This is a genomic window from Fuerstiella sp., assembly GCA_022447225.1.
In the GTDB taxonomy this organism is placed as follows: Bacteria; Planctomycetota; Planctomycetia; order Planctomycetales; family Planctomycetaceae; genus S139-18.
In genome coordinates, this window is record JAKVAZ010000009.1 from 1 (window position 1) to 12,282 (window position 12,282).

Genomic DNA, 12,282 nt, shown 5'->3' on the forward strand with positions numbered 1-12,282 from the left:
TTCAAGGCAAGTACACCGCGGCAATTATTGACTACACTCAAGTGATACAGCTCGAACCTGACAGGGGCGAGCTGTACTACAATCGTGGACGTGCATATGTAGGGCAAAGCAACAACCTCAAAGCGGCCGCTGATTTCGCCGAGGCCGACAAGTTGGGCTTTACACCTTAGATCGTCGAGGTCTTTACCATCGGCGCACCAGGAGGCTGTCCGAGAATCGCCACTGTCCTAGATATTACGAGAGAAAAGCGATAAAGCATTCCTGAGTGAAATCGAATTTATTTGGGCAAATCACCGTGATTGTTGTCGCTTTCGTTTCACAAGCAGTCTGTCCAGCTGATTGGCGAATTCCTGTTTATTGCGATCACTGAATGGAGGTGGACCACCCGTTTCCATGCCCGAACTTCGCAGCTGTTCCATCAGATTACGGGCCTGCAGACGGGCTCCGATGTTTTGCTCCGTATAAAGTTCCCCGCGGGGATCAATGGCAATTCCTCCTGCGTCCACCACCAGCGCCGCCAGTGGAATGTCGGCAGTTACCACAATGTCCCCCGGCCGCGTGCTCTCAGCAATTTTCCGGTCAGCAACGTCGGAACCGGCTCCGACCACTACGCTGTCAATAAACGGCGACGGTGGCGTAGACAGGGACATGTTGGCGACAAGGGTCACCGGAATTTCCCAGCGTCCGGCTGCTCGAAACAAAACATCTTTGATGACGCCAGGACAGGCGTCCGCATCAACCCAGATTTTCATTCGTTGTTCCGATCCTGCAGTCTGGTATCTGACCTGCATGAATTCCCCATCAACTGTACACCCGCAATATTCAGTGTTGGACGACCTTCCTCCGTGACGAAAGACATGCAGTACACTGTTTCCCTCAGGCTTTACAACCACTGCTTCCAAAAGTTTCAGAACGGTCTGTTGTGCCTGATATCGCGTTTACCATCTGTCATGTCTGTTTATCTGTAACCACATTCTGAGTGAACCACATATGATTCTGCCCCGGTCAGCGGAAGACGTACATTCGTCCGTTGCACGATCAGTAGGAATTGCTGGTTTCGGTAAATTAAGTTTGGACAGGCTGCCGCCGTCAATCTTTCTTCATACACAATTTTCGACAGTCATCCTGCAATGAGTGAGCTTCGTGTATCGAATGATGTGATTTCTGACACCTCGGAACTACAGCGCCGGCTGGAGGATGATGGTTATCTGTTTTTCAGAAAACTTCTGCCTGCAGACGCACTTCTGGAGTTGAGAAGACAGATGTTGTCGGTGATTCAGCAGGGTGGTTGGTTAATGTCCGGTACAGATCTGATGCAAGGAATTGCTGAACCGGCTGCGCGTACGACCGAAGGAGATCCTGAATACACGGCCGTCTACCATCAGGTATACAAACTGCAGTTATTCCACGAGATCGCACACAACCGTCAGATCCTGGACGTGTTGGAGCGTGTACGGGAATGCAGCATCATGCCGCTGCCTCAAAAAGTTGCCAGAATGTGGTTCCCGCAATTTTCAGAACACACCACTCCAACTCATCAGGATTTTGTTCATTTTCAGGGCTCCTTCGATAATCTCACCTGCTGGAGTCCGGTGGGCGACTGTCCCCGGGAACTGGGAGGGCTGGCCGTCCTGCGGGGATCACACCTGGTGAATCGTATTCTGGACCACCATTTTTCACTGGGAGCCGGAAGTCTGAATGTCGATCCGTTGCAGTATCCGGACCTGGGCACGGAATGGCACACCACGGACTATGAAACAGGTGACACGCTAATGTTTCCGGCACTCACAATTCACAAAGCATTGCCCAATCTGACGAACGATCGCCTGCGAATCTCACTGGACAATCGCTATCAGCGGGTAAAAGATCCGATCGCTGACCACATGCTGGATCCACATCTGTCGGCAATGAGTCCGCTGACGTGGGAGGATATTTATCGCCACTGGACAAAGACCGACCTTCAGTACTACTGGAAGCAGTTCGACAATCCTGTCCTGCCGAAAATTACCAAATATGTGGACATAGCATTCGATGAAGCGGTGGCACAATCGCGTGCGGGGGATGAACACGCCCGATTGCACCTGCGGCGAATTGCCGCTCGGGAACCACACACTGACCGGGGGAAAACGGCACTCGCAATTCTGTCCGATTCCTGAAGTCATCGCAGAAACATGATCTCGCTTCACGGGTGTCAGCAGTCACAGCCCCCCTTCCCCTGATTGCCTGTAGCCGACCGCAGCGTGTCCGTCCCTCAAGCAACCAGATCTGTCGGCAGATACCGACCGGGAAATACCGGATCTGGCCCGTCAAACCGGCTGCTGTGTGACTGGAATCGCACCTGTGACGCCCGAAGCATTGCGGAGGCCGTTCCGTAAGACGGGATGAACGGTTTTCACACAGAAATCATGACAGGTTTTGGCCTGATCTCCGACAGCGGTGTTCGTAGCAGGTTTGACTGTATTTCATAATACCGGGCGCTGAGATCAACACACAGCTGCTGTGATGGCCGATTTTGACTGTCCGTTGAGGTGAGCAAACCCTGCGTTCCACATCTGACAGCATTTGACCTTGAAACCGGACTGTCTCCACGATACCTTCCGCCTCTTCATGATTTGGCCCTGTGTGCAGTCGTGAAGCTCCATTCCCCTGTAGCTCAGTTGGTAGAGCGAGCGGCTGTTAACCGCTAGGTCCTTGGTTCGAGTCCAAGTGGGGGAGCCTTATAATCGGCAGCCAACTTTGACTGTCTGCCAGTTGACACGAAGACGCCGAGCGCAAAAGTGCCGGCGTTTTTCTGTGCGCATCGCCAATATCACGGATCTGTCAAAATCATCAAAGCCGGGCCCCAATCAATATGAGAAACAGGCAAGCAGTCGACAGGGTGATTGTCCCCTGAAATGCGGGCCGCCACTGAAAATGGACAGGTTCGGCCGGGAACCCGTTCTCAATACACGCATATGTCCCACATTGTGTATGCCACATACGGCAGATCAACGAGGTTTGCGGGGCAATGGAGATGCAGTGGTTTGAGGGACTATCAACACGAATGTGCTGACGAATCTATGGTTTCGAAATCCTTTCGTCCCCCAATTTCATGTTGACGTTTGTCCGATACGTTCCGCCGCAGGACTCGCACTTGATTTGTCACAATGCCTGGTGTTCAAGCAATGCGCACGATACGCGAAACTAAGTCAACACAGAAACACCTGAAGCCCCGCCGGACAAAGACAACCGCACCTCCCGCGGTTTGCACACACGCCCCTCGAATTTAGTAGTTCTTCCTGTTACCCTGGGTGGAATCAAAATTCCTGTCAGTAAAATTGCTATTAGTTACAGTCCCGACCCGGAGGCCGTCGAAACCTTCGTAAGCAGGCGAGACTGCGAGGAAACTCGGGATGAGCAATAAATCGAAACCCGCAGTCCACCAGGTCGACGAAAGACCGCAGAGCCCTGCCGCCCCGCTGGCGGGAAGCGGCACAGCAGTGGATCAGGCACGGCTTAACTGGGTCATGCTTATCTACCTGTGTTCCGGCCTGTGCTCACTGATTGACGAAGTTGTCTGGGTCCGGCTGCTCAAACTGATCCTCGGCAACACCGTTTACGCTTCGACCATCGTGGTTTCCATGTTCATGGGAGGGCTCGCCGCGGGGGCTCTGGTGATGTCCAGATTCGCCGACCGTGTCCGTCACCCAATGCGTCTGTATGCGGTGCTGGAAGTCGGTGCTACGTTTTCGGCGCTGGCACTTCCGTGGATGTTACAACTCGCTGATAGTGTCTACCGCTGGTTCTACGCCGTTTATCGGCCCTCGACCACCGGTTTACTGTTTCTGCAGATCATCACGTCCGCGGCAATCCTGCTGGTCCCTGCCATGGTCATGGGCAGCACCCTGCCTCTGCTCGGACGCTACGTCACGCAGGTTGGTGGCGGCATCGGCCGGTACGTAGGACGTCTGTACGCGCTAAATACACTTGGAGCCGCCACCGGCTGCTTTCTGGCGGGGACAGTTCTCATCCGAAGTGTGGGTGTGATGCCCACACTGTACATCGCAGCGGCACTCAACCTTCTGGTCGCTCTGGGCGGCTACGTCCTGTCCCGGAATCAGGCTCCCGCGGTAGAACCCGCGACGACCGTTCCCGATCACAGCAATGAACAGCAAATCCCAGGCAATCATCGCCTCCTGCTGATGCTCGGCTTCTTTGGCAGCGGGTTGATCAGTATCGGATACGAAATCATCTGGATGCGCAGTATCGTCTTCAGGCACGGCGCATTCACCTACGTCTTCTCTTCAGTCCTGACCGTGTATCTTCTGGGCAATTTCATTGGCGCCTGGATCGGCAGTCGACTGTCACGACGTCTTGAACGCCCTGCCGTGGCGTTCGGTGTGAGTCTGGGGCTACTCGGCATCCTCGGACTGTTCTACTTCCGCTGGCTTGGACAGTGGCACTCGTCGGCAGCGGATCAGGTCCTGGCTGTATTTGGACAACTCGCCAGTCGGCCCGCGTTCACAAAATCCTTTGCCCCACTGATCCACAGTACGTTCCTGTACCTTATTCCTGCGATCATGATGGGAATTGGATTTCCGCTGGCTCTTCAGGCGTGGAGTAACCTCAAACACGAAGTCGGAGAGACGACCGGAACTGTTTACGGGATCAATACAATCGGCGCCGTACTCGGAGGCATTTCCAGCGGGTTCGTTCTGCTGCCGCTGGTCGGGGCCCAGATGTCCATGAGCGTACTTGGACTTGGCGCCATCTGGATCGGTGGAGCGATGGTGCTCACATTCTCGACCCGGCGTACCGGGACGATGCAGCTCGGTGTCGTCGTCGTGCTTCTGTTCCTGACCGTGCTCGGTATCGTCCTGCCTTCAGAAACGGTCACCGAGCAGGTGGTCCGGATACCGAACACCGAACTTCTGGATACCAAGGAAGGCGTGACCACGACCGTATCGGTTCACCAGGTCCCCGTGAATAATGCAGCAATCAAGCTGCTGGCGTCTTCCGGACTGGTTGTCGCGGGTAACGATGAAGACATCCGCAGCGGTCAGCAGACTCTGGGACACCTCGGCACCTTCCTCAACAAAAACAGCAGGGAAGTGTTGACCGTCGGTTTTGGATCCGGCGAGACCTCGGCCTGTCTTTCCACGCACAACCTTGAGCGTCTCGACTGTGTGGAGATTTCACCGGAACTGGTCGAGCTCGCGCTGCGGCACTTCGGGGACATCAACCTCGGCGATGATCTCAACAGCGAGGTCAACATGATGTACATGGACGGAAAGAATTACCTGCATCTGACCGACCAGCACTACGACCTCATCATGAACGGCGCGAACGTTCCGAGTCAGACCGGCAGCGCTCCGATGTTCGCCAGGGAGCACTTCATCAACGCAAGAGAACATCTTAATCCCAATGGTCTGTTCATGACCAAGATGCACCTGACCAGTGTCTCCCGATCGGGATTCGACAGCATCCTCGGTACATTCATGGACGTCTTTCCCCACGCCAGTATCTGGTTCCCGGTCACGAAGCCACACGTATTCTTCTATCTCGTCGGATCACGTGAACCGCAAACGTATTCGCCTCAGCACATCGACAACGAACTCGCCCGGGAAAACGTCAGCAACAGACTCAACATTCTCCGTTATCGGAACAGTCACGACGTCCTGAGCTGCTATGTCGGGGATGAAACCGACCTCAGGCGATATGTCGGAGAGGAGTACGAGACTAACAGTGACTACACACCGTACGTAGAGTTCAACCTCGATGAGGATGACCTCATGAAGAGTTCTTTTTTTCACGAGTTCATCGGAAGCGTTCGGCGAGATTCCCTTCTGAAGCACATCGACTGGACCGGCTTCTCCGATGCGCAACGCGAGCAGTGGACTGCACAACACAAGATCGTGTATGAGGTATCCACGCACATCATTGAGGCTCAGCAACGACAGGACACGGTTACACCGCTGCAGCACATCGCAGCAGGATTGCAGCTTATGCCCGATCATCCCGCTCTGCTCGACCAGAAGAACCGAGTGCTTGCCCGCGTTCAGAGTGACCTGAATCGCGGGAAGAACGACAGATTCTTCACGGGTAAGATCATCGAAGATATGAATGCGGTTCTTGTGACAGCACCCGATTTCTCCAGCGCCTGGCGGATCAGTTCTCAGGCACTGCAGTTTCGACAGGACTGGCCAAACGCTGTTGCCGCGGGTGAGAAAGCCGTTGAGACTGATCCCGAAAATGCGTTCACTCGCCTGAATCTGGGAATGCTCCTGCAAAGGACCGGGAACACAGAGCAGGCCATGGTCCATCTTCTGGAGGCCGTGCGTCTGCAGCCCGATAACGCTGGCCTGCGTCGAGCTCTGGCAAGTGTCTACAACATGACGGGACAGCGTGACAAAGCCATCGGAGAATTCCGTGAGGCCATCCGCCTGGCCCCCGACGATCGCATCTCAAAGTCAGCTTTGCAGAAACTTCTTGGCGAATCCCGATAGGGTAACCACACGTGACGTTAGACGATGAGAGATCTGCCTGCCGTGGAAGCCTTTTGGCACCGGGTGTCAACCAGGAAAACGGACGATCAAACATCAGTGGGCAATGATTTTCAGCGTATTGCAAATTCACGAACGTTTTGAATTCGCCGTCCGCCAGACGGTTTGCCGTCATCGTGCATGGTCACAAGAGGCGCCGCTGCGGTTTCTTCGTCTAAATGCCCGACACCCTTTTGACCGAACCTCTGAGACATCACCGGGCAATCAGCTGCAACGCTGTGAATTGTTGAACCTGCCGCTGCCGGTCAGCAAAACGACGGCGCCCTCCTCCCGTGTGTATTCGTGCCGGCCCGGTTCCGCGCTTCTTTGGAGTGATACCAAACAGCCCTGACCTTTACGTTCGCGATTTCCTCACCACATAGAACAGAAGTGTCGGACTCCTCCGGAATCCGACCGGCCGTTAGAACGAGTGGTCATTCTTCTTCGACTTCGACGTCTTTAGCCATCCTGAAAATCCAGAATGAACAAATCACTCCTTTTGGAATTCCGAGTATAAAGTAAATATATAGTGGCCACATTTCATTCCCAAGCAGCCCGTTAACAAACGCCTCGCCACCATTGATTGGGACCATCACAATGGCGCCGGCGATGCATCCGGCAAATATCGAGTCAAATTTTCCGGCGGCCGACATCACTGCACCGCCAAAAAACGATGTGCAGACTGTTCCCACCACCGTATTGATAAACAAGAGCGTCCACCCGGTCTGATCGAAATGAAAAATTGACCAGACCAGAGACCACGCGAAACCCAGCACGCCGCCGGCAACCAGCCCCTGAACAAGGTACACTTTTTGTGCCGTAAGCCTTGGTTTTCGTTCGGACGTCGCCTGTTTCCTTTTCTGCCTGGATCCGACCGCCCGCGGTGGCAGACCGCGAACATCCATCGGCTGATAATCGGACTCTTCATCCACAGCTGCATCCAGAGCGCTTATAAACGCATCGGTATCGGATGTTTGTTGTTGCGGAATCGGCAGGAGGTCGCCGCATTCTTTGCACTTCAGCTTTCGACCTGCATATTTCTCAGGCAGTTTGTATTTTTTGCCACAGAGTGAACACTGAATTCGATAACTCATCAATCACTCTTTCTGAAAGAAACGGAACAATGAGTTCCCAATGCAGCTGGTCCAACTTCATGCCGTTTAAGTGACCTCAACACGTAAACAGGGCACAAAGAAAACCAACTTAGTTTAGCCCCACAGCCAATGCATGTCATGTCCCCGGCAATTCACCCGTGGTGGTTCGCGAACCTGTTGCTCCAACACGGTCCAGCTGACCGGGGTGAAACACTCGTCGACTCGGTGATCATCGCGAAATCACCATCCGGACCATCCGTTGCCCCGATACTCTGCAATTCAAAAACTCTACATCCGGAGATCGCCGACTTAAACAGTTTAGCCCAGTCCGGCCGCACATCCGGCCTGATACGTGGCAAAAGCAGCGACCCAGGCCAGAAGTGTCATATAGACCAGCTGCAATGCTGCCCACTTCCATGAACCCGTTTCTCTTCGCGTGACGGCCTGAGTGGGCAGACACTGCATCGCCAGCACAAAGAACACAAGCAGGCTGAGCCCCGCTGCCATGCTAAACACAGGACGGCCGTCAGCCCTGGTTTGTCGACGCAGGATGTCCACCAAACTGGTTTCGTCCTCTGCCGCGTCTTCTCCGATTCCGTAGACGATTGCCAGTGTCGAAACAACCACTTCACGAGCAGCAAAGGAAGTAATCACACCAACGTTGATTTTCCAGTCGAATCCCAACGGAGCAAAAATCGGTTCAACCAGTTTCCCGGCGCGACCGGCAACTGACCAGGCCAGTGATTCCTGAGCCATCACACGATCGATTTCGTCAGTCGACAAGGTGGGGTCAGCGACTGCCCGCAGTGCATTGATTCGTTCAGTTGCCTCAGCAGACAATGCGTCTTCGGGCAATTTGGGATAGGTCGCCAACGCCCAGAGAACCACCGAGATCAGCAGAATGACCGTACCGGCCTGTCTGACAAACAGCATCGCTCGTTCGGCAACCGCCGTCACCGTGTTGCGAATGCCGGGCAGCCGATAGGGTGGCAATTCAATCACCAGCGGAACAGCTTCCCCTTTAAGAATGGTTTTCCTGAGACACCACGCAGACATCAGCGCCGCAGCGATTCCCAGGACATAGGCACCGACGAACACACCAGCCGCCATACCCGGCGAGTCACCAAACAGCAGTGCAGTGATCATGGCATACACCGGCAGGCGTGCCGAACAGGTCAGCAAAGGCAGCACCAGAATTGTTACCAGTCGATCTCGCCAGTTTTCAATGGTTCGCGCCGCCATGATTCCCGGAATCGCACAGGCATGAGCCGACAACATCGGCACAAAGGCCTTTCCAGGAAGCCCGACACATTTCATCAGTCGTTCCATCACGAAAGCCGCACGGGCCATATAGCCAGTGTCTTCCAGTACAGAAATGAAAAAAAACAAAATGCAGATCTGGGGAAGAAAGATCACGACACCACCGACACCTGCGACCACTCCATCAATCATCAGACTGCGAAAGTCGTCTTCCGGCAGACACGCCACCAGACCAGAAACCGCTACGGCCGCTACCGTACTGATTTTTGTCCATCGAATTCGTGCAGCACGGTAACTGCCGAGGAAGATCAGCATCGAAACCAATCCTGCGACACCAGGCCACAGGAAAACAGGAACACGGTTAGCAGATATCACCTGATCCACAAATCCGCCGACAGTGGAAAAGACTCCGTCAATCAGGTCCATCGGCACGGAGGCCAGCGAGAATATCAGATAGAACACACCGAGCATGATGCCAAGGAAGACCAAGGTTCCCATCACAGGGTTCGTCAACACACGATCGATTTTCGATGTCCGTTCGCCCAGCCCCGCAGGCAGGGCAACCGTGGATTCGGACACCCTCGCCGCCCAGTCATATCGGGCAGAAAAAGTACACCCGGTGCATCCGGCCGTACATGACGAATGCTCCTCCGTCAGGACGGGAATCCTGCCGGTGACCAGACCGTCAAGCTTTTCTTTCAGCTCGTCAATCCCGGTGCCGCGTTTTGAACTGACAGGCACCACCGGACAGCCCAACTGCTGCGAAAGCTGACTCAGCTGAATCCTGATCTCCGCTGCGTCTGCAGCATCAATCAGGTTAAGCACAACAACCGCGGGAAGTTTCAGATCCAGAACTTCACTCGCCAGGAAAAGATTGCGTTCCAGATTCGTGGCATCGATGACAAGCACCACGATGTCGGGAACCGGCTCTGCGGGATGCTGTCCTGTCAGAACGGACTGCACCACTTTCTCTTCCGGACTTGTCGAATCCAGGCTGTAAGTGCCGGGAAGATCGACCATCTCGACCCGACCGCAATCGAGCGACATTGATCCTCTTCGAAGATCAACTGTGATCCCGGGATAATTAGCCGTTTTTGCACGAAGTCCGGTTAACCGGTTAAACAGTGTCGTCTTACCTGTATTCGGGTTACCGACGAGGGCAATCCGGGCCTGATGAGACGGTCGCGACAGCAACTGCGTCGGTGCCTGCTGATGATTGAGATCACTCATTCTCGTCGGCATCAAACTGTGTTGACGAAACAACTGTGGAAACCCGATCCACAACAACAGACTCAGCGAGCCGTCGGGAAACTCCCAGGCGGGTTCCAACCACACGCAGCACCATTGGATCACCGGGCTGAATGACTTCGATTATGCTTTGGTCACATATTCCCATGCGTTTGAGTCGAACCATTGCATCGCCCGTACACTCAACATTTACACACCGAACCTTACCTGGAATAAGTAAATCCGAAAGGCGAGACGTCGGCATAAACATGCTCCAAACAGCCCCTGAGGCGATGCAGAAGAAGCCCTGGTTATCAACAAAAAGTCTGGCTGATTGTCGCACTCAGTCAGCCGGAATGCAATGGATGGCATTCGGCGTGCCAGTGCTTCAAACGAGTGTGCCGGCCTGTGACCAAATAGTGATGTCCATGTGATTGACGGTATCGACATGGACCGACACCGGGTGTGTAACATTCCGTGTGAAACACCTCTTCGCAGTCATAAAAACGGGAGTTCAGTTTACAGCAACCTGCATTCCGGAACAGCATGCTGAAATTCTTCAGCGCAAAACGTCCCGGACATTTCCGAAAGCCATGTGACTTCTGACGATTCGCCGAACTTCGCCTGGATATTTCAAACCGACGAGCCGGATTCGCTGACGGCGTGCAGCTGTCCGCGAATCCGGCATTACCAACAGTCATCGTATTTGCTGAGGCAATCTGCAGTCGACTATTTGCATTGAAGCACTGAATCACATTGGCCCAGCGCCTCGGAATCCGTCATTTCGATGGTTCCAGGCTTCGTATTATTTTCTGCAACACCTGTCACCGGCCAACGGGTGCAGCGGCAAAATTTCTGCTCCGCCTTAACCGTTGAGGTACTCTTCCGGAGGCTGGCCGGTGTTAAACTTTACCGCACATAACGATCGTGTCGAGTTCCGAGGTGTTACTGGAACCTCCGGTTAAGACGGTCGATAAACGGGGCATGCCTCAAAACGACTTTCTCTTCGACCGTCTCAGCGAGCAAAATCTGCTGGTCCTGAAGTCATACGCAGACCGTTCCCTGTCTCTGAAGACATCCAATCATGAGCACGACGGCTGGGTTGAGCGTCTGGAAACCATTGACACTGCGGATCCCGATCAACTGACACAGATTCATGGTGACCTGATTGCAATGGGAATGCTCAAATTTGAGATCAGCAATCGACACACCGGACTGAGATACCGCATCAGCGAACGTGGAAACGCGGCTCTCGAGAACACGGCAGCAGAACATCGGACAGAATCAGTCGGATTAGCAAACGATCCTGCTGAATTCGAATCATCCGCAGTTCATCCTCTTTCGGATGCGGTCTGATCCGGTATCCACAAACGGTTTTCGGCATTTGTTGTATCCTGACCGGACCGACTGCGTCGCCGTGCTTTCATTCGCACGTACGGCGCAATGTATCGACCTCGGTATCCGTAGTGTGTCACGTCAGCTGACCGGTCAGCGCGGCAGGGTTCCGTCAAATCTTCCAGGATAAATCCGGCACGGCAAAGGCCGCCGACGAGCTCTTCCCAGCGGTGCAGATATTCGACCGCTCCGGATTCACGGTAGGACTCATCGACCTGAGGTGGAACAGGGCCATCCTGGTAATACTCAACACCGATCACAAAATGGTGACGATCGTTGCGGTGGCTGACCTGCAGACTGGTCGGTTGCTTATGCTGACTGATGTAGATCCCCTGATCCCGCAATACCCGTGCTGTCTCTCTGTAGACAGCCGACAGATCCGGCACATAGCACGTGCTGACCGGCTGATGAACGATGTCGAAAGTGGCATCTCCGAGGTCGGACAGGTCATCCATCGAAGCCGCCAGCGTCCTCACATTCAGTCCTCGTCGACGGGATTCACGAATATCAAGCTGCAGCATTTCGTCGCTGATGTCGACCACAGTCACCCTGGCCCCCGCAGCGGCGTACAGAATGGCCTGCCAGCCGCCCCCGGAGGCCAGACACAGCACATCTTTGCCGTTTACCGACGATGGCAGCCATCCTCGACCGTCCAGTGTTTTCAGAGGATGTGCCACTTCATCGTCGGTGGCAACCCGGGCAAACAGACTGCCCGAAGCAGCGAAATGATTCCAGGCACGTCGATTACGGTCACGGAAATCCGGGGAATCTACTGACATTGTCGT

The 12,282-nt window shown here is 54.3% G+C and carries 9 protein-coding genes and 1 tRNA gene; 4 read left to right on the plus strand and 6 right to left on the minus strand.

The window, feature by feature from the left end; all coding sequences use genetic code 11:
• Positions 1–290: 290 nt before the first annotated feature.
• Positions 291–752 (minus strand): YaiI/YqxD family protein, encoded by a 462-nt coding sequence (locus MK110_10850; GenBank protein ID MCH2211793.1) that lies wholly within the window; start codon positions 750–752, stop codon positions 291–293.
• 378 nt (positions 753–1,130) lie between these two features.
• On the opposite strand from MK110_10850, the gene MK110_10855 reads away from it, so the two are divergent.
• The 3 genes from MK110_10855 to MK110_10865 all read left to right on the plus strand — a co-directional run bounded on the left by MK110_10855 (position 1,131) and on the right by MK110_10865 (position 6,485).
• Entirely contained in the window at positions 1,131–2,156 is a 1,026-nt protein-coding gene (locus MK110_10855) for a phytanoyl-CoA dioxygenase family protein (protein MCH2211794.1), read from the plus strand.
• A gap of 486 nt (positions 2,157–2,642) precedes the next feature.
• A tRNA-Asn gene (locus MK110_10860) sits at positions 2,643–2,715 on the plus strand.
• Positions 2,716–3,392: 677 nt separating this feature from the next.
• The gene (locus MK110_10865) at positions 3,393–6,485 is read left to right on the plus strand and encodes a fused MFS/spermidine synthase (GenBank protein MCH2211795.1); all 3,093 of its coding nucleotides are present in this window, start codon (positions 3,393–3,395) and stop codon (positions 6,483–6,485) included.
• A gap of 110 nt (positions 6,486–6,595) precedes the next feature.
• Here the strand turns inward: MK110_10865 and MK110_10870 are convergent, their stop codons facing one another.
• The 4 genes from MK110_10870 to MK110_10885 form a co-directional block, all read right to left on the minus strand.
• Positions 6,596–6,736: a hypothetical protein gene (locus MK110_10870; protein MCH2211796.1), complete on the minus strand. Its 141-nt coding sequence runs from the start codon at positions 6,734–6,736 to the stop codon at positions 6,596–6,598.
• 219 nt (positions 6,737–6,955) lie between these two features.
• Positions 6,956–7,615 (minus strand): zinc-ribbon domain-containing protein, encoded by a 660-nt coding sequence (locus MK110_10875; GenBank protein MCH2211797.1) that lies wholly within the window; start codon positions 7,613–7,615, stop codon positions 6,956–6,958.
• 318 nt (positions 7,616–7,933) lie between these two features.
• Complete coding sequence (locus tag MK110_10880) at positions 7,934–10,105, minus strand: ferrous iron transporter B (protein MCH2211798.1); 2,172 nt, start codon at positions 10,103–10,105, stop codon at positions 7,934–7,936.
• Entirely contained in the window at positions 10,098–10,367 is a 270-nt protein-coding gene (locus MK110_10885; GenBank protein ID MCH2211799.1) for a ferrous iron transport protein A, read from the minus strand. Before MK110_10885 ends, MK110_10880 begins: the two co-directional genes overlap by 8 nt.
• Positions 10,368–11,029: 662 nt before the next feature.
• Between MK110_10885 and MK110_10890 the strand changes: the two genes are divergently transcribed.
• The gene (locus tag MK110_10890; GenBank protein ID MCH2211800.1) at positions 11,030–11,458 is read left to right on the plus strand and encodes a hypothetical protein; all 429 of its coding nucleotides are present in this window, start codon (positions 11,030–11,032) and stop codon (positions 11,456–11,458) included.
• Here MK110_10890 and MK110_10895 read toward each other — a convergent pair.
• Entirely contained in the window at positions 11,434–12,276 is an 843-nt protein-coding gene (locus MK110_10895; protein MCH2211801.1) for a class I SAM-dependent methyltransferase, read from the minus strand. The two genes, MK110_10890 and MK110_10895, sit on opposite strands and share 25 nt — an antisense overlap.
• Positions 12,277–12,282: the final 6 nt, after the last annotated feature.